Source organism: Staphylococcus sp. mip270_02 (genome assembly GCF_054031535.1).
This window is the reverse complement of sequence record NZ_CM132934.1, coordinates 155,209-174,521: the sequence shown is the minus strand read 5'-3', so window position 1 is coordinate 174,521 and position 19,313 is coordinate 155,209. Positions and strand designations below refer to the sequence as shown.

At 32.8% G+C, this 19,313-nt stretch carries 19 protein-coding genes; 14 read left to right on the top strand and 5 right to left on the bottom strand.

Going from position 1 to position 19,313, the window contains the following annotated elements; all coding sequences use genetic code 11:
• Window positions 1–54 precede the first annotated feature (54 nt).
• From ACW5YJ_RS00740 to eda, 7 genes are read left to right on the top strand one after another with little or no spacing between them, the layout of a single operon-like run.
• A complete protein-coding gene (locus ACW5YJ_RS00740) occupies window positions 55–804 on the top strand; it encodes a sugar phosphate isomerase/epimerase family protein (RefSeq protein WP_135092560.1) in 750 nt (249 codons plus the stop codon).
• Window positions 794–1,039: a hypothetical protein gene (locus tag ACW5YJ_RS00735; protein ID WP_107545135.1), complete on the top strand. Its 246-nt coding sequence runs from the start codon at window positions 794–796 to the stop codon at window positions 1,037–1,039. Before ACW5YJ_RS00740 ends, ACW5YJ_RS00735 begins: the two co-directional genes overlap by 11 nt.
• An 11-nt stretch (window positions 1,040–1,050) precedes the next feature.
• Window positions 1,051–2,325 carry a gluconate:proton symporter gene (locus ACW5YJ_RS00730; protein ID WP_107552320.1) on the top strand — a complete coding sequence of 425 codons (1,275 nt, stop codon included), beginning with the start codon at window positions 1,051–1,053 and terminating at the stop codon, window positions 2,323–2,325.
• 13 nt (window positions 2,326–2,338) lie between these two features.
• Window positions 2,339–3,292, top strand: coding sequence for a sugar kinase (locus tag ACW5YJ_RS00725; RefSeq protein WP_107552318.1), 954 nt, complete (start codon window positions 2,339–2,341; stop codon window positions 3,290–3,292).
• 1 nt (window position 3,293) lies between these two features.
• Window positions 3,294–3,920, top strand: a complete 627-nt coding sequence (locus tag ACW5YJ_RS00720; protein WP_107552316.1) for an orotidine 5'-phosphate decarboxylase / HUMPS family protein — start codon at window positions 3,294–3,296, stop codon at window positions 3,918–3,920.
• Complete coding sequence (hxlB, locus tag ACW5YJ_RS00715) at window positions 3,917–4,459, top strand: 6-phospho-3-hexuloisomerase (RefSeq protein ID WP_171916236.1); 543 nt, start codon at window positions 3,917–3,919, stop codon at window positions 4,457–4,459. Before ACW5YJ_RS00720 ends, hxlB begins: the two co-directional genes overlap by 4 nt.
• Before the next feature lie 43 nt (window positions 4,460–4,502).
• The gene (gene eda / locus ACW5YJ_RS00710) at window positions 4,503–5,120 is read left to right on the top strand and encodes a bifunctional 4-hydroxy-2-oxoglutarate aldolase/2-dehydro-3-deoxy-phosphogluconate aldolase (RefSeq protein ID WP_228065305.1); all 618 of its coding nucleotides are present in this window, start codon (window positions 4,503–4,505) and stop codon (window positions 5,118–5,120) included.
• Between the two features lie 307 nt (window positions 5,121–5,427).
• Here eda and ACW5YJ_RS00705 read toward each other — a convergent pair whose 3' ends face one another.
• Window positions 5,428–5,985: an NAD(P)H oxidoreductase gene (locus ACW5YJ_RS00705; RefSeq protein ID WP_171916231.1), complete on the bottom strand. Its 558-nt coding sequence runs from the start codon at window positions 5,983–5,985 to the stop codon at window positions 5,428–5,430.
• Window positions 5,986–6,080: 95 nt separating this feature from the next.
• Between ACW5YJ_RS00705 and ACW5YJ_RS00700 the strand changes: the two genes are divergently transcribed.
• The 5 genes from ACW5YJ_RS00700 to ACW5YJ_RS00680 all read left to right on the top strand — a co-directional run bounded on the left by ACW5YJ_RS00700 (window position 6,081) and on the right by ACW5YJ_RS00680 (window position 11,461).
• On the top strand, window positions 6,081–6,434 hold the full coding sequence (locus ACW5YJ_RS00700; protein ID WP_107552310.1) for a winged helix-turn-helix transcriptional regulator: 354 nt from the start codon (window positions 6,081–6,083) through the stop codon (window positions 6,432–6,434).
• 663 nt (window positions 6,435–7,097) lie between these two features.
• The gene (locus tag ACW5YJ_RS00695) at window positions 7,098–8,078 is read left to right on the top strand and encodes a tripartite tricarboxylate transporter substrate binding protein (protein ID WP_017723403.1); all 981 of its coding nucleotides are present in this window, start codon (window positions 7,098–7,100) and stop codon (window positions 8,076–8,078) included.
• A 12-nt stretch (window positions 8,079–8,090) separates the two neighbouring features.
• Window positions 8,091–8,534, top strand: coding sequence for a tripartite tricarboxylate transporter TctB family protein (locus tag ACW5YJ_RS00690; RefSeq protein ID WP_017723402.1), 444 nt, complete (start codon window positions 8,091–8,093; stop codon window positions 8,532–8,534).
• A 14-nt stretch (window positions 8,535–8,548) separates the two neighbouring features.
• A complete protein-coding gene (locus tag ACW5YJ_RS00685) occupies window positions 8,549–10,048 on the top strand; it encodes a tripartite tricarboxylate transporter permease (RefSeq protein ID WP_171914743.1) in 1,500 nt (499 codons plus the stop codon).
• A gap of 372 nt (window positions 10,049–10,420) precedes the next feature.
• A complete protein-coding gene (locus ACW5YJ_RS00680; RefSeq protein ID WP_017723400.1) occupies window positions 10,421–11,461 on the top strand; it encodes an NAD(P)-dependent alcohol dehydrogenase in 1,041 nt (346 codons plus the stop codon).
• A 737-nt stretch (window positions 11,462–12,198) separates the two neighbouring features.
• On the opposite strand, the gene ACW5YJ_RS00675 is transcribed toward ACW5YJ_RS00680, so the two are convergent.
• Window positions 12,199–13,092 (bottom strand): 2-hydroxy-3-oxopropionate reductase, encoded by an 894-nt coding sequence (locus ACW5YJ_RS00675; RefSeq protein ID WP_216652757.1) that lies wholly within the window; start codon window positions 13,090–13,092, stop codon window positions 12,199–12,201.
• Between the two features lie 73 nt (window positions 13,093–13,165).
• Window positions 13,166–13,990, bottom strand: coding sequence for a sugar phosphate isomerase/epimerase family protein (locus tag ACW5YJ_RS00670; protein WP_107552124.1), 825 nt, complete (start codon window positions 13,988–13,990; stop codon window positions 13,166–13,168).
• A gap of 284 nt (window positions 13,991–14,274) precedes the next feature.
• Between ACW5YJ_RS00670 and ACW5YJ_RS00665 the strand changes: the two genes are divergently transcribed.
• The gene (locus ACW5YJ_RS00665) at window positions 14,275–15,636 is read left to right on the top strand and encodes a gluconate:H+ symporter (protein WP_171914741.1); all 1,362 of its coding nucleotides are present in this window, start codon (window positions 14,275–14,277) and stop codon (window positions 15,634–15,636) included.
• Between the two features lie 157 nt (window positions 15,637–15,793).
• Here ACW5YJ_RS00665 and ACW5YJ_RS00660 read toward each other — a convergent pair whose 3' ends face one another.
• Both ACW5YJ_RS00660 and fmdA read right to left on the bottom strand, forming a co-directional pair.
• A complete protein-coding gene (locus ACW5YJ_RS00660) occupies window positions 15,794–16,060 on the bottom strand; it encodes an FmdB family zinc ribbon protein (protein ID WP_017723396.1) in 267 nt (88 codons plus the stop codon).
• Window positions 16,060–17,253, bottom strand: coding sequence for a formamidase (gene fmdA, locus ACW5YJ_RS00655; RefSeq protein ID WP_457338325.1), 1,194 nt, complete (start codon window positions 17,251–17,253; stop codon window positions 16,060–16,062). Before fmdA ends, ACW5YJ_RS00660 begins: the two co-directional genes overlap by 1 nt.
• A gap of 530 nt (window positions 17,254–17,783) precedes the next feature.
• Between fmdA and ACW5YJ_RS00650 the strand changes: the two genes are divergently transcribed.
• A complete protein-coding gene (locus ACW5YJ_RS00650; protein ID WP_457338324.1) occupies window positions 17,784–19,313 on the top strand; it encodes an NADH dehydrogenase subunit 5 in 1,530 nt (509 codons plus the stop codon).

The following is a 19,313-nucleotide window of genomic DNA, read 5'->3' as shown; positions in this document are numbered from 1 at the left end:
TAAAATACAGGTTTAGTAAACCGGTTTATAAAAATATAAATAAAGGCTGATGATATGAGAAATACTGATTTGGTTTATAATACGTTAATTGCTCAAGCAAAGGTTAATTCAGGGTTAAAGCAACTGGAAATATTCGATTATATAGTTGATTTAGGATTTAACAGTATAGAAGTAAGAAGAGAATACTTTAAAGATGTTGATAGAGAAATTGAATCAATTTCCCAATTTTCTTTAGAGAAAAATATAACTATTCTATACAGCATTCCAGAAGTGATTTTCTTAGAAAATGGGGAGGTTAATCCGGAAATCAAGCGTTACTTTGGAGAAGCAATCAATCTTAAGGCAACACATGTGAAAATGACTATTGGAAATTATCAGAATAAGGCGCAATTACAGAATTTGAATTTAATCAACGACCAACCATTTATTTTTACGATTGAAAATGATCAGACTAAGCAATCAGGAACAGTTCAAAATATTTTAAAATTCTTAACTGAAGCAAAATATGAGCAAATTAATATTGGTTACACATACGATTTAGGAAATTTTAGATATGTTGGTGAGGATGAAATTACTGGAGCAGAGAAGTTAAGAGATTACGTTAGTTATATTCATTTAAAAAACGTGACACAATCTGCAGATACGCTATTAGCTACTTCTCTTGAACAGGGAGATATTGATTGGCGCAAAGCAATTTTATATTTACCAAAAGATGTTCCTATTGCACTAGAGTATCCTTCAGATGATAAAGAAGAAATTTTAACAGATAAACAATCTATCGAGGTGTTAGGTTATGGAAATTAAAAAAACAAATGTAGATGCAGAAAAATTTGCTTATAAATTTATGGAATCGATACAGCGTGATATTAACAATTCTGAAGATATACAAAAATCAGCAAAAGAAGCATTAGCATCTTATTTAACGGCTTATTATGTTGCATTAGATTTCAACAATCTTGAAAATTCTTTTTTTTATGAAGAGAAGAAAAAAAACGTTTCAACATATCAAAGAATATTAAGTGAGTTAAACAAATACTAGGTGGTGAGTATATGGGTGCAGCAGTCACTGGCATATTACTATTATTAACGTTCATTTTATTTGTAATTTTCGTCATGCGTGGTGGAAATTTAACTTTAGGGTTCCTAATAATGGCTATCCTGTGGACAATTATTGGATTGGTGCCGTTAGATATAGCGATTAAAGAAATATATACAGAACCTGTACTTCAGTATGGAAGTACAATTGTAAATATTATATTTGGTTCTTGGTTTGGTCGTGTATTAGTTGATACCGGCATAGCTGGTAGTATTAGTAGACGAACGCAAACAGTAGGTAATCGATATCCTGTGGTAGCTACAATTCTTATAGCATGCGTACTTGCTTTGATTTTCTCAAGCTCTTATGGAGTTGGTTCAGCTATTGCAATCGGTGTAATTATTTTCCCAATTATGTATTCAATAGGTGTCCCTAAGCATATAGCTGTTTTAGTTTTTACATTATCGATTGGTGCAGCCATGTATATCAACAATGTATTGTTCGTGCAGTTCCAAGTATTTTTCCCGAAAATTGAGTGGGGATTAAGATATCAAAAGTTTGGCTTTACGGCGATGTTAGTACAAATGGTAATTACAATTGCATTTATATTATTTAACCGCAAAAAAATTCAAAATGGTAAATCAAAATTGGTCGTTGTAGAAGACGAAAATAAAGAAATCAAAGAGGTTTCTACATGGACTTACATACTTCCTATTTTACCTGTAGTATTAAATATCATTTTAGGATGGGATGCAGTACCGGCATTATTCTTATCAATATTAATAGCATTGCTCGCAACTGGAAATATGCGAACGTATACTGGTTTGATAAAAATGATAAACAATACAGCATATAACGCAATAAGTGACATTGCAGGTTTGATAATTATGCTATTTGTTTTAAATATGTTCCAAGCTGCTGCAGTTCATGCAATGGTAGACTTCAATGATTTATTTAAACATATTATTCCTGACAATACGTTGTTATTAACTGTGATTATGATTTTCTTAGCGCCATTAGCTTACTTTAGAGGGCCGTTATTCTTGTATGGTGCAGGTGCGGCAACTGCAAGTATCTTTGTCAGTACAGGATTATTTGATCAATACTTTTTATATGGCTTACTCGTTGTGCCATCCATGGTAGGTATTTCAGCTTGTATTACACAATCTTGGAATTTATGGGCAGTTCAATATAATGAGTTAGATACTAAAACGTTTTTAATTACAGGTCTGCCATGGATTTGGATAGCAACGGCAGTCAACTTGTTCTTAGCATACTTTATTCTATAAGGAGAGATAGCAGATGAGTAAATTTTTAACCATAGGAGAACCAATCGCATTATTTGGTTCAGATGAGATAGATAAAAGTTTAGAAGATGCTCAAAAGTTCACTAAATATTTAGCAGGTGCAGAGGTTAATGTAGCAGTTGGAGTGTCACGATTAGGGCATAGTACACAATATGTTACAAGACTTGGCAATGACCCATTCGGTAGTTTTATTGAGAAATCTTTAGCCAAAAATAATATAGGCACAGATTATATTGAAAAGACAGATAAATTTTGGACGGCATATCAATTGAAAAACCGTGTGAGTCAAGGAGATCCAGATATTTATTATTTTAGAAAAGATTCTGCCGCAGCGCATTTTAATGAAGAAATATTAAAAACAATAGATTGGACAGACATAGAACTTGTGCATCTATCCGGCATTTTTCCGGCTATTTCATCAGAATCGTTATCAGCATTTAACATGTTAATCGAAATGATTAATCGAAATCAGATAACTTCTACATTTGACCCGAATTTACGACCTCAGTTATGGAATTCTGAAACGGAAATGAGAGAAACAATCAATAACTTGGCTAAACATGCAGATATTATTTTGCCGGGTATTAACGAAGGGCAAATTCTTGTTGGTAGTGAAGATCCAAGGATAATTGCAGATTTCTATTTAAATCAAAGTGAAAAAACAAGTATCGTGATTGTGAAATTAGGTGAAGCAGGTGCTTATATAAAGCAAAAAGGAGAAACAATTGGGACGACAATTGATGGTCAACATGTAGAACAAGTTGTAGATACAGTAGGCGCTGGTGATGGCTTTGCGGTAGGTGTTATTACTGGATTATTGGAGGGTATAGATATCAATTCAGCAGTTCAAAGAGGTAATACTATTGGTGCACTTGCTGTACAGTTCACAGGTGATAATGATGGCTATCCAGATAAAGCGAAGTTAGATGCTATAGAGAAGGAATACTAATATGAAATTACAAGTTGCATTAGATCGAATTTCATTAGATGAAGCAATTAATTTAGCCTCTAAACTAAATGGAAACGTCGATATTATAGAAATTGGGACATCACTGATAAAAGATTATGGAAACTTAGCAATTGAAAAAATAAGCGCGGTGACACCAGAAAATCAGATACTAGTTGATAGTAAAACTATTGATGAAGGTGCGTATGAGTTTAAACAAGCTTTTAAATATGGTGCAGACATTGTAACTGTTATGGGTGCAGCGAGTTATCAAACTTTATCAGCATGTTATGAAGTGACTAAGCAATGTGGTGGAACAATGATGATTGATTTACTTAATTTAAACTATGAACAAATTGTAAAAATCGATGATTTTTCAAAAGCCATCTATTTGGTGCATCACTCAGTGGATAAAAATGAGGAAGTACAGGTAGCAAATATAATATCAGAATTCAAAAAGTCACATGCACATATTGAACGTATAGCAATTGCTGGGGGAATCGATTATGAATCAACAGAAGACTTAACTCACCAAGATATTATTGAAATTGTGGTCGTTGGGTCTAAAATCACTAAGTCCAAAAGCGTAAGTGATACAGCAGAAAAATTTATGGAGGTATTAAACGTATGAGTACGATAAATACAGTTTTAAATGAAATTAGAGAAGTAATGAATTTAGTAGATGAAAAGGAAATCGATGATGTTGTAACAACGTTAACGAAAGAAAAGAGAATATTTGTTGTAGGTGCAGGAAGGAGTGGTTTTCAAGGAAAAGGGTTTGCGATGAGATTGATGCATATTGGTTATCAAAGCTATGTTGTAGGAGAAACGATTACCCCATCAGTTCAAGTTGGTGATGTTTGGTTAGCAATATCAGGTTCTGGAACAACTGAAAGTATTTTGACACAGACAGAAAAAGTGAAAAATCTAGGACTCAGTGTAATTGCATTAACGAGTGATGCAAAATCAAAATTGGCTCAAATTGCGGACAAAACAATTATCGTTCCTGGTGCCACTAAAGTGAATACAGGTGTGAAATCGACACAATTATTATCATCTTTATTTGATCAAACCGTACACCTCACGTTAGATGTATTAAACCAAAAATTAGCGAAACGTGATAAGACAACGAATCAGAGCGCTAATGCACAACATACAAACTTGGAATAAGATATCTATAAAAAATAAAATTAATGTTAGTAGGTGCTATAAATTGAAATATCAAAAAATCTTAAATGAAATAAAAGACAACCAATTTATCGCAGTTTATAGAACTACAGATAAACAAAAGTTTATTGATATCGCTCATATATTAATTGAAAATGGGTTAAAGACAATAGAAGTGACAGCAACAACCCCACAATCAAATGAAATTATTAGAGAGCTATCGCAATATAGAGATGTAGTCATTGGTGCTGGGACCATACTAGACAGTGCATCAACAAAGGCCGCCATAGAAGCAGGTGCAAAATTTATTGTAAGCCCTGGATTTGATAAGGACTCAGCCAAATTATCAAATGCTTATGGAACACTGTATATTCCAGGGTGTATGACTGTAACAGAAATGATTTACGCTAGTCACTATGGCTGCAATATCATTAAATTGTTTCCTGCCAATCAATTTAGCTCTAAAGCGATTAAAGACTTTCAAGGACCATTACCGCAATTAGAATTTATCCCAACAGGTGGTATCGGGATAGCTAATGCACAAGAATGGTTAGCTGTAGGTAGTTATGCAATAGGGATTGGCAGTGAAATCACAAAGGTTTATGAGTTAGAAGGCCCAAGCGGACTATCAAAATATGTACGTGAATTATTGAAACGTAAATAATGTGTAAATAAAAAAGAGTGACATAGGAGATGGCCGTTTTTTTAAATTTAATTTGAACTAACTAATCCTCAGCACAAGAAGACAGAAAATATGACTTTTAAATAGTTTGTTTATCATATTTTATTATAAGAAGATATATCAAAAGAGACTCCCTTTTAAAAGGAAGTCTCTTTATTATTTTAAAAATAAATTTTGTCTTAATAACGAACATTTTAAATAGAAAAACAGCAATCTATTAAAAAATAATAGATTGCTGTTTTTAATTTGAGAATGAGATATTTATCTCACCAGTTTCATTTAATAATTTTTAGTAATTTCTACCTATGTCATATGCTTCTTGAAGTAGGTTTTGTATATGTTCTTTAGATTCACTTAAAGTGTCGTGTAAAAACTCAACTCTTGATTCTTTCATATTAGCGTATTTTCCTATGCCATCATTTAAATGATGGCTAATCATATTTTTGTAATCATATTTTTCAAAAACTCGTTCACTTCCTCCCGCAAGTGCAAGCCATAAGACTTTTTTATTTTCTAATTCATTTAATATACCTATATTCCATACTCTATCAAGATAAGTTTTCATTATTGAAGGCATACTGTACCACCAAATTGGAAATATAAAAACTATAGCATCTGCGTTAGTTACACGATTCATTTCTTTTTGAGTACTAGAAATAAAAATTTTATTTTCTTTTGCCCAATCTCTTTCATCTTCTATGTTATATAAAGGATTGAAATTGTCGTGGTATAAGTCTAATAAATCTATTTCATGACCACTTTCTTTAGCACCTTCAGTAAACTTATCTTTAGCTGCGAATGTAAGAGAGTTTTTTCTTGGATGTGCAACTATTAGTTTTATTTTCATAATTTTAACCTTCCTCTTCATCTTTTAATTATTGTATATAATATTAAACAAGTACAGTAATTTAAGTTATATACTTTACTTAAGGAGAGTGTAAAATGGATAAAAATGAATTAATAAAAAAAGAAGAATTAAAAAATACAGGCGTTGCATATACTTTATCTTTAATTGGTGGAAAATATAAAATGGTGGTTTTATACGCATTATATTTAAATGAAAAACCGATTAGATACAACGAATTAAAGCGTAAAATAGATACTGTTTCTTTTAAAACATTGACGAATACATTGAGAGAGTTAGAAAAAGATGGTTTGATTTATCGTAAAGAATACCCACAGATACCTCCAAAAGTAGAGTACAGATTATCTGAAAAAGGTTCATCTATAATACCAGTTTTAGATAAAATTTGTGAATGGGGCGAAAGACAAATGAAACATGAAAACAGGATGTAAATGTGTTTTATTTTGCTTATTATCTTTCAAATAATCTTGAAATTACTAAACTTCCTCGAAAATTAAAATAATAAGTATATTAAGTGTTTAGTTATATTACCTAAAATAATAAATCTTAGTAGTATTTGATGCTTTTGACTGAAATAAAAACAGCAAATTAGGTTATTATAATAATTAAAAAATTTCAAAAAGAACCCTTATTGAATTAGAATTTTATAATGATCTATAAAAAATTGTTCACATAATCGATGATTATCAGAAGTAAAAAATAGGCTCCTTATGCATAAGGGGTCTATTAATCGTTTCAAAATGAAATATTGCCTAAATAAGAATCAATTTTAAGAAAAAGATGTACAGAGCAATATAAAACCAGAAAACACAATAATGTAAACAATAACTCATATAATAGATGTTCTTTTATAGTTTTATTGTATTTTGTAATAAAAATATACGCTAGATATATTATTTACTTTACCAAAGATGCTGAGGACGTTAACCGTATTATTAATTGGGTGTAAGCCAATCCTTCAGGGGCAATATGATAGAAATATCAAGTATTATTAATAGATAATATAATATTTTAATAAAAATAATGTTCACTTATTCAGAATTTTCTGATAACATAAAAGCTAGTTTGTAATCGCTTACAAAGGGAGGGGTATTATGAAAAAAGGGTTGGCTTTAATCATTGTTTTGTCAACTGTGCTTGCTTCATGTGGTAAAAGTAATGAATCAAGCGCATCAAAGAATCAATTTCCAGATGAAACAGTAGAGATTGTTGCTCCAGCTTCTCCGGGTGGAGGTTGGGATACCACAGCGCGTGCTATTCAAAAAATCATACTTGAGGAAAATTTAACTAAACAAAACGTTAATGTTATTAATAAACCTGGAGGTGGCGGTGAAGTAGGTTGGCAATATTTAAAATCACGTTCACCTAATACGATTTCTATTAATTCAAGTTTATTATTATCTAACAATGAATTAGGATTAAGTGATTTAAATACTAATGATTTTACACCTATTGCTATTTTAGCAACAGAATGGATTAGTCTAACAGCATCTAATAAGTCGAATTTAAATTCTGGTAAAGAAGTTATGGAAAAATTGAAGAAAGATCCTAAATCTTTAACAATTGGAGTTGCACCAGGGTTGGGAAATAATGATCATTTAGCATTTGTTCAAGCGGCAAAAGAATATGGTGTTGATGTAGAAAATATTGATTTTCTTGTTTATAAAAGTGGAGGAGATTTACAAACTGCTCTATTAGGTGGACATGTAGATGTAGCTTCAACAGCTGTTTCTGAGGTTAAAGAACAGCATCAAACTGGTAAATTAAAAATGTTGGCTGTAACTTCTGATAAACCAATTGAAGGTATTGAAGATGTACCTACCTGGGAAGATCAAGGTATTGATGTAGTATTTCCACATTGGCGTGGCGTCATGGGTCCTAAAGATATGACACCTGAGCAACGAGAGTATTGGGATACTACAATGGAGAAAGTAGTTAAGTCAAAAAGGTGGCAAGAAATAAGAAAAAACAATGATTGGGAAAATTTCTATAAAGATAGTGAAGAAAGTGAAAAATTCTTGAAAGCGCAACGTAAGAAATATAACGAACTAGTAAATGACTCAGGTCTAAAATAAGGGGGAGTATAAATGTCACGACTTGTTTTTCCATTAGTATTAATATTATTTGGTGTGATTTATTTAGTGCTAACTATCAATATACCGAAATCTAATATTGGTGATCCTAATAGTCCTATGTATTTTCCATTATTAATCGGCCTGTTGCTTGTTGTAATGAGTATTATTTACTTTTTTCAAGAATTCAAAAAGCGTCATCAAAAATTTACAGCTTTTTCCCAATTACTTGAAAAACGTACGTTTATACGTATTGTACTGACTATCATTTTAGCGATAATATATGCTTTTATTTTTGAACCCTTTGGTTTTTTAATTTCAACCATTCTATTTTTAGGTTGTATTATGTTCTTGATTAATGGATATAAAAGGTGGTTACAAAATATTTTAGTAACAGTAATTTTTTCCGGTATTGCATGGTATACCTTTTCACAATTACTGGATGTTAGTTTACCTTAAGGAGGGTTATACGAATGGGGATTGATACAGGTAGTTTTTTGGAAGGATTAACGACAGCTTTTCATCCGATGAATCTTTTATGGGTGCTCATCGGTGGTTTTCTTGGTACGGTTGTAGGAATGTTGCCTGGATTAGGGCCCGCTACTGCAGTAGCAGTACTTATACCAGTTACTTTTGGTATGGAACCAGTAAGTGCATTAATCTTGATGATCTCAATCTATTATGGCGCTATGTACGGAGGTTCTAGAAGCTCTATATTATTAAACACACCAGGTGATGGATCAGCTATTGCAGCTACATTTGATGGTTATCCAATGACAAAAAAAGGCGAAGCGGGTAAGGCGCTTACAATATCAGCTATAGCTTCATTAATTGGTGGCATTATCGCAGTTATTGGTTTCATCATTCTAGCAAAACCATTGTCAAATTTTGCTTTGAAATTTGGTCCACAAGAATATTTTTTATTATTTTTATTTACACTTTCAGCTATTGTTACCTTGTCATCTGGGAAGATGGTCAAAGGATTTATTGCAACAAGTATTGGACTGATTATTAGTACTGTAGGTGTGGACTTACAGACAAGTATTTATCGTTTCACTTTTGATATTCCACATTTAAGTGAAGGTATAGATTTCTTAGTAGTTATAATTGGGGTATATGCAGTAGCAGAGGTGTTGTACAACTATTTAAATCTACACGCATTAAAGCCACCAAATTCTGATGTAGGATCAATGAAATTATCGAAAGAAGATTGGAAAAAAACACGTGGAGCGATGTTTAGGCAAAGTCCAATTGGTTTCCTAATCGGTGTTTTGCCTGGAGCAGGAGGATCAATTGCGGCAATGCTAAGTTATTCGACAGAAAAGCAAATATCTAAAAATGGTAAAAATTTTGGAAAGGGAGAAATAGAAGGTGTAGCTGCACCTGAATCTTCTAATAATGCTGCATCAGTCGGTGCTTTGATTCCCTTATTAACAATGGGGGTTCCGGGATCGGGAACTACAGCTGTTATATTAGGAGCTGTGGTGATGTTAGGCTTACAACCAGGTCCGTTGTTATTTGCTAATGAACCTGAAACAATATGGACTCTTGTTAATAGTATGTTTATCGGGAATATATTTTTAGTTATATTAAATATTGCTTTAATCGGCTTACTATTAAAGATTTTACGTACACCACCTAAAGTTCTATATCCAATTATTTTAGTACTTGCGTTTATAGGTACATATACATTAGGCTATAGTGCAATTGATTTTTATATTTTAATTATATTCGGTGTGATTGGCTTAGTAATGAAGTTATTAGATTTCCCAATCGCGCCTTTAATCTTAGCTTGCATAATTGGTTCAGATATGGAACAAAACTTTCGTAAAAGTTTAATAGTAAGTAATAATAATATATTAGATATATTTATAGGGTCACCGATAAGTATTGTATTATTATTAATGACAATTTTAGCATTGTTCTATCCACTGATTATAAACGGCTTTAAAAAAGCAAAATTAAAAAAATAATTTGGTAATAGATAGGTTAAAACTATGAATCTAAACTGAAATTATTTTCGTTATTTAGTAAGTGTAGATTAATTATTTGATTGTTTTATTGAGTAGAGTGAGAATCGTATTTGAGTAATATGATTTTCATTCTACTTTTTTTATGTGTTTTTTGGTATAGATGTATAGTGATAAATATAGGTTAATAATTTTTAAAAGATTTTGAATTTAAGTACATATGCAAATAAGTTAAATTTCCTATTTATATAGTGTGAATAATTACTTCTTTATGTATAGGCTGTTTTTTAGACTAGAGTTAACTCTAAGCGATATGATATTAGATGAAGAAGTTGGAAAGTCTTCAAATAGGATAAGTACTGGAGGAATTATTTTATGGTTAATGCTAAAGCTAGAGCGGTTAACGGGCCGGATTCGAATTTTCATGCTACAGAAATTAAAAGACGTGATCTTGATACACATGATGTATTAATTGAGATTAAATACGCAGGTATATGTCATTCTGATATTCATACTGCACATGGTGAGTGGGGGCCAGTTCACTATCCACTAGTGCCAGGCCATGAAATTGCAGGTATTGTTAAAGAAGTTGGGGCAGAAGTGAATAAATACGAAGTAGATGATCGTGTCGGTGTTGGTTGCATGGTTGATTCTTGTGGCGAATGTGAAAATTGTCAAAACGGCGAAGAACAATATTGTCTAAAAGGAATGGTTGGCACATACGCAGGTACGGATAGATATGGTGAACCGACACAAGGCGGTTATTCAACACATATTGTAGTACATGAAGATTTTGTATTACGTATTCCTGATAATATTGGTTTAGACGCTGCAGCTCCATTACTTTGTGCGGGTATTACTACTTATTCACCTTTGAATCATTGGAAAGCAAGTGAAGGTAAAAAAGTAGCAATCATCGGTATGGGCGGTTTAGGACACATGGCTGTTCAAATTGCAAATGCTATGGGCGCAGAAGTTACTGTATTATCACAAACGTTAAATAAAAAAGAAGATGGTTTGAAATTAGGTGCAACACATTACTACGCAACAAGTGATGAATCTACATTTGAGCAACTGCCAAAAACTTTTGACTTAATTATCAATACAGTAAGTGCAAACTTGCAATTAGACAATTACCTTAAATTGCTTACATTAGACGGTACAATTGTTAACGTCGGGGCACCAGCGGAACCAATCTCATTAAGAGTTGCAAATTTAATTGGTCACCGTAGATCATTTGCTGGATCAGCTATAGGAGGTATACGTGAAACACAAGAGATGTTAGATTTCTGCTCTAAACATAATATCAAACCTCAAATTGAAATGATTTCAGCTGATCAAATAGATGAAGCTTATGAAAGAGTTTTAGCATCTGATGTTAAATATCGCTTTGTTATCGATACAAGTACAATGTAATTAACTTGCAATTAATGAATATCTAACGTGCTTTAAAAATTTTTAAAGTATATTATAGTAGCCATTTGTTTTAGACAAAGTTCTGAAATAGGTGGCTATTACTATACAGATAAGTTATACATTGCATGAAATTTATAATTATATAATATGTCTGATTGCTTATATAATTATAAATATTAAGTAATATGTCCGATTGCTTATATAATTATAAATATTAAGTAATTTTTATATAAAAAATTTGTATAAGTTAAAATTTACTATTATAATAACTTATAAGCGTGTGAGTAAACGCTAACATAACGTTACAATAGTTGGGAGTGATTTTCATGCCAGATACAGATACTGCATCAGACTTATTGGAAAAGATCTTAGATTATTTATTTTCACTTAAAAAGTAATTTTTAATAGTGGATATTTACACTTAAAATCAATAAAGAATAATTGATTTGCTAAGAAACCTAACTTGAATTATGGATATCTCCCTACAAAGTAATCAATTAACATTGAGAACTTTGTAGGGTTTTTTAGTCAAAATGGTGCATTAATGTGTGGATACTGTGTTGAAGTAATAATCTGAAAATAAACTGGAAAGCACATTTTGAGTATTAGTAGGTTTATATAAAATAGAGATAAAAAAAGTTGAGGCAAATTAATTGTCTCAACATTAATCATTATATAGGTAGTAGTTGACTTGATTGAAATTTAAAGCCTCTCTCCAAAATTCAGGTTACGTTATTCTATACGCGATGGTTAGCCATTTTTTCGAAAAAATCAATAATATAGGAGTGGTCTTTTTTACTATTACCATTAGCAACTTCTGAACTGAAAATTTCTTTAACAATATTTGTAACAGGAAGTGGTACTCCTAAAGCGTTGGCAGAGTGTTGGATATTACCTAAGTCTTTAAAATTTGTTTCAATTTTTCCACCAGGTTCAAAATTTCTTTCTATGATAGATGGCATCTTAGCATCCATTACAGCACTACCAGCTAATCCACCACTAATTGCTTCAAAAAGTTTGTTCAAATCTATTCCTGATTTACTAGCATAAACACAAGCTTCTGATAAACCTGCTAAATTAATACTGACAATAATTTGATTTGCCAATTTAGCTGCTGAACCAGTACCGCTTTCTCCAAAATGAACTATATTTTCTCCCATTGTTTGAAATAAAGGGAGAACTTTTTCGAAATCATGTTCTTCTCCACCAACCATAATGGACAGTCGTCCTTCAAGTGCCATCGGTTCTCCGCCACTAACAGGAGCATCCATAAATTGAATATTAAATGGTTTCAACTTAGCTGCGAATGCTCTGGAATCTTCAGTTGAAACAGAACTCATGTCTATCACAATTGTTCCTGGCTTACAATTATTCGCAAGGCCTTCCTCAGAAAATAAAACTTGTGTGACATGTTTAGATGTAGGAAGCATTGTTATAATAACATCGCAATTTTCAGCCACTTCACTATTTGAGCAACAGGCATTTCCACCTAACGCTTTTAACTCATCAACTGCATTTGTATTTAAATCAAAAATATATGTTTCATAGCCACTTTTAATAACGTGAAGTGCCATAGGTTTTCCCATAATACCCAAGCCAATAAATCCAACTTTCATAATTATTACCTCCATATACATAAATTTTAGCAATTAATTTAACTGATAATAGCGTGATGAACATTATCATTATTAAAAAATTTTTCTACTATTTATCATCGATTATAGGTTGAAGATGGTTTTGAACATAGTTACCGAGATCTTTAATCACTTGGGTAGTGTTTGCATGTGCTTCTCCTATTTCATCTTCGAGCATTATCCAGCCGTTGTAGTCATTATCTTTCAAAATTTGTGTACATTTTGAAAAATCTATATCTCCTGCGCCCATGTTTTTCCATTCTGATTGATTTGCAACATCTTTATAGTGCACATGCTTAATAAGTGAAATTGCATCTTCAAATACTTTTGATGGGTTCATACCACCCATAGCAATATGTCCGGCATCAGGCGTATAGCCCATGTAACCACCGTCTAGACCGTTGAACAGTACTTTATAATCTTCTTCAAATTTCCAATAAGATGTTTCATATGATATTGGGTGTAGTGAAGTTGTAATACCATGTTCTTCGTAAGCACGTTTAGCGAGTTCATTTGCACCTGTAATAATTTCTTTTTGTCTTTGTAATAAATTATCTCTATTTTTTCCACTTCTTGATGGAACATTCATAATTGCTCCAGGAAAATGCTTGAGATAATTGAAAAAGTAATCATCTATCTCTTTTTCACTATCAGATGCATGACCGCCTACAAAAGCGTGTGGTACTGTTAATGCTGCTAACTGTAAATTATTTTTGTCGAGAGCTTCTTTTAAAAGTTGTGGTGATTTCTCATATTTTCCTAACAAATTAATTTGTACGTCTACACCAGTAAGTCCTGCATTTGCTATGTCGTGTATCACCTGATCCATTTTATCTGCTTTTTCATCATAGTCTAAAACCCAAGTAGAGCCTTGACAACCAAAATTAATCGTCATTATTTTCCTCCTAACAAGTCACTGTATATTGAATAAAAATATGTTTTTTGTTAAATAAAATAATTTTTGAAAACGCTAACAATATATTTCAACCCTATCATTTATAATACTTTTGTCAATAATAATGTGAAAACAAACGAAAATAAAAATAAATAAATGAAATTAATTGAAAATTTAAAATAACTATATTAAAATCGCACATATATGTAAGCGCTTACTTTTGAAGGCTTCGCTTTACAACATAAATAAAATATTAATTTAGTGAAAGAGAGTGGGGGATAAGGATGTTTGAAGAAATTTGGCCGCTTATTGGCGTGGTTATAGGTGTTATAGTTTTACTTATATTGATTATTGGGTTCAAATTGAATACTTTTATATCACTCATAGTGACTTCTATGTTTACGGGGGTCATCTTAGGTATTCCAATTGATAACATCGTTGAAACAGTAGAAAAAGGCATGGGGGATACGCTTGGTAGTATTGCAATCATTTTTGGTTTGGGTTCGATTTTAGGTAAGTTACTATCAGATGGTGGTGGCGCAACTCGAATAGCTGACAAATTAATTGAAACTTTTGGCGAAAAGTATGTGAATTGGGCGATGTTAATTGCATCATTTATTATAGGCATTTCATTATTTTTAGAAGTTGCGTTTGTGTTACTTATCCCTCTTGTGTTTACATTAGCCAAACGAATGAATATTTCTAATCTTAAAGTCGGTCTTCCAATGACTATTTCGATAGCCATTACACATGGTTTTTTACCACCGCACCCTGGACCAGTAGCGGTAGCACAAGCATTGAATGCTAATATTGGGCATGTATTAATGTATGGTATTATCATAGGTTTACCTTTGGCATTGATTGTGGGCGCTTTTTTTACCAAATTTGTATATAAAATCGTGCCATCAGCTTTTGCTAGGGAAGGTAAACAGATGAGCGTTGACGCAGAGAAACCAGTAGCAGTAAAAGATAGACCTAGTTTTGGTTTGAGTTTATTAACGGCACTCAGCCCTATTATTTTAATGTTGTTGGCGACAATTATTCAATTAATTACAGGCCATGAGGATGGTAAAGCCGGTGGTTTTGAAGGTTTTATTTATTTCATTGGTTCATCAACAACTGCGATGTTAATTGCTGTTCTTATAGCGATTTATACGATGGGAATAAAAAGAAAAAAATCTACTGATCAAATTATGGCGACTATTTCAAACGCTATTACACCGATTGCTATGTTATTGCTTATCATTGGTGGAGGCGGTGTTTTCAAACAAGTTATTATAGATGGTGGCGTAGGTGACACAATATCTAAAATTTTCCACGGTACTGAGATGTCTCCAATTATATTGGCATGGTTGGCGACAGCAATTTTGAGATTAGCTTTAGGATCATCGACCGTTTCCGCGCTATCATCAGTAGGTATTGTATTGCCATTAATACAATCTATGGATGTGAATATTTCTCTTATTGTACTTGCAATTGGAGCTGGGAGTGTCTTCTTTTCACATGTTAATGACGCAGGATTTTGGATGTTTAAAGAATACTTTGGCTTAACTATGAAAGAAACATTTTTAACTTGGACGTTGTTGGAATCAGTATTATCCGTATTGGGATTAGGATTTATTTTGATTTTAGACGTTGTTATTTAATAGGTATAGATTTAAAAGAATCAAATAAAGCGTAGTGAATTCGCATTTTCAACAAATTCAAATTTATAATGTTTCCTCATAAAAACACACCCCTAAAAGTTAGATTTTTAGTTCAACTTTTGGGGTGCACATCAATAGTAAGGGGAATTTTTGAATATTAGTGCCCTATCATCCAAGGGCGGGCGTCTCTATTATTTACCTTTTTTTGTACGGGTAATTTATCTTTTGAAACAACTTTAGGTTCTTGCCCTTGCTCGATGCGTTTTTTTAAATTTGAATTCATTCCGTAGGTCTGAAACGTCTTATATAAGCGTTTGGAATGGTTGCCACAATTAGGACAAGTTGCTGAATCATGTTTTTCGCTCATTGATTGACGCAATGTAAATGAATCGCAATTAGGACATTTGTACGTATAATTTGGCATTATTCATCAGGCTCCAATTTTGGTAAAATATCACCTTTGAAAATTTCTCGGGGGATTGCAATGGTACAACAAGCATTTGGAACGTCAACGATACCAGCAGCGGTACCTTGTACAGGGGCAGATCCTAGAAGCATATAAGCTTGTTCACCAGTAAAGCCCCTTGTTTTTAAGAATTCTATGGCGTTTAAGCAAGCATTACGATAAGCAGTGTTAGCATCTAAATAGGTTTGTTTACCATTAAATTCATTGACTGAAATACCTTCAAAAACGATGTAATCTGTATAATTTGGCATTACAGGGCCGGGTTTAAACGCTGGGTTTTTCTTTATTTGATATGTATCCATACCATTTTTTATGACATTGACACGTAATTCAATCCAACCAGGCATCTCAATGCCACCGCAAAATGTGATTTCACCGTCGCCTTGAGAGAAGTGTAAATCACCGACAGAGAGTTTTGCGCCATCTACAAATACAGGAAAGTAAATACGAGAGCCTTTTGATAAGTTTTTAATATCGCAGTTCCCACCATTTTCTCTGGGAGGAACAGTCCTAGCTCCTTCTTTTGCAACACGTTCAAAATCTTTGCCTTTTAAGTCACCTAATACAGCTGCATCAGTTTCAGGTAAATTTGCAAGCACTGGTTCGCGGTTAGGATCCGTATTATAAAGAGCAAGTTCACGTTGATTCCATTCGTCTAACATTTTTTGCGATGGGGCTACTCCGATTAAACCAGGATGAATGATCCCGGCAAATTCCACACCTGGAATATGACGACTAGTCGCATAAATACCGTTAAAGTCCCAAATAGATTTTTGAGCATTAGGATAATGGTCTACTAAAAAGCTTCCACCATTTGTTTTGTCAAAAATCCCATTAAACCCCCACTCATGCTCTGAAAATGTTCCAATATCAAGGATATCTACAACTAATAAATCACCAGGTTTTACTCCTTTAACATGTACAGGTCCACTTAAAACATGAACACGGTTTAAATTAACAGTTTTAATATCGCTAGGATCATCATTATTGGAAATTTGTCCGTCTGTCCAATCTAAGCATTCGATACGAAATGATTCTCCAATTTCTACGGAAAAGGCTGCGGGAATATCTGGGTGCCATCTATTGTGTCCAGGGTGGTCTTGTTGGTCCATTTTCTTACTTAAATCAATATTGAATAACTTTTTAGGCATAATAAGCATCCTCCAATTAAATTTAAATAGTATAAATGTGACTGTATAATATGCTTAGTACAGAATAACACAAAAGGGGTAAAAGTATAATTAAATGAAATATTCTCCGTCCAAAGATTGCTGATTCTTGACAATGACGAACAATAAGTATATGTTTGTAATATTAAATAAAAATAAATATAGTCATTGATGTGTGCTTAAACTAGGTTATTTGGGCTTTAGCAAGATGTTAATAGAAATATTGGCAAATTGAAAAAGTAAACAAATTGAAATAGAAAGCGAAAATCATACGACATATGTGAAATAATTTAAATTAATTTATAAATTTAAAAGCAACATACATATATAGGTAGCAAAACAAATCACTGCATAAAGTATTAGAGTGCGTTGTAATGAAGCCGATAATAGTAATAAATCGACGAAGATTTATTATATATTGTCGGCTTTTTTTAATGAGTCTTACAACTATATTTTAGAGAAAGCTAACTTTTATGATTACAGTCATCATATCTAACGGAGGAGGATGCGATATGCTTACATCGTCTAATTTATCATTACTAATCATTCTATTATTTGTCGCGATATTCATCTCAGTAATAAGTGGAGTTATATTTTTAAATAAGCGCATATCACTAGCGTACGTTCATATACATATTTATTTAGTAGCACTACCGCCATTGATAGCATTCGTTGGCTTAATTTTAGCACCAAAGAACACCAATCTTGGTTTATGGTATTCAGATGTTTTATCTTGGTTGATGGCATTTTTCGTATTAGTTATTGGTTTAATCATCCAACGTTATTGTATACGCTATTTGGCCGGAGATAGAAGCTATAGAAAATACTTTACGTTATTTACTTTAACGACAAGTTTTGCATCTATGGCATGGTTAACAGGCGATCTCCGTATTATGGTAGTCAGTTGGGGTTTCACATTAATTGGCCTAACATTACTGATTAGTTTGACGAGTGCTTGGAGAGTGACAAGGGCAGCAGCAATTGTTACAGGAAAATTATTTTTCTTAAGTTGGCTCGCATTATTGCTAGCTGTTATATGGTTAGGAATTATAACAGGAGAGTGGGATTATACAGGTGTTTTTACCGATGTTAACCTTGATCAAATCAATGCATGGACACGTTTTGGCATTAATATGTTAATAATCTTGGCGGTTATGATTCCAGCAGCACAATGGCCGTTCCAAAGATGGTTGATTGAATCAGTCGCAGCGCCAACACCTGTGTCTGCAATCATGCACGCGGGCATTGTGAATGCTGGTGGTATTATGCTAACGCGTTTTTCTCCATTATTTAATGGTGACATAGCAACAATTGTTTTATTATGCTTTGCGAGCGCCTCTGTACTTATAGGTGCAAGTATTAGTTTAGTGCATGTAGACTATAAACGGTTGTTAGTGGGTTCAACAATAGGGCAAATGGGCTTTATGTTAATTCAATGTGCGTTAGGTGCTTATATACCTGCAATTATTCATCTAATATTACATGGTTTATTTAAAGCGACACTCTTTTTACGCTCTGGTTCGGCTGTACGACATTTTAATGTACCGAGTCGTGCAAATGAAAGAATGTCTTACTTATGGATATTAGCAGGGCGTGGTTTAGCAATTATGATAGGTCTTGGCTTTTGGTTATCTGCTCCCGAACAAGGTTATCGTTTAGTTAGTGGTCTTATTTTAGCATGGTCATTATCCGTATCTTGGACACAACTAGTTGCCTTTGGTGAAGGGAAATTTGGTCGTATCATGGGTTTATTAGTACTTAGTGTAGTCGGCATGGTCTATTATATCGTTCACCATTTCTTTAGTGATGCTTTGCATACTATCGCATTTCATAGTGCCCAGCCACCTATGCTAGCAACCGTAATTGTTGCGTTAATTTTATTATTTGGTAGTTTGATGAGTACGTGGGTAGCGCGTCATCGTTCATCGGTAGCATTTTCAATTATTTATATGTGGATCGTACGTTTAGGTGATGCAAAAATTGAAACAGTAGAACGTCATCCTAATTACTTAAAAAAATATTTATCCAAAGGAGGGCACTAA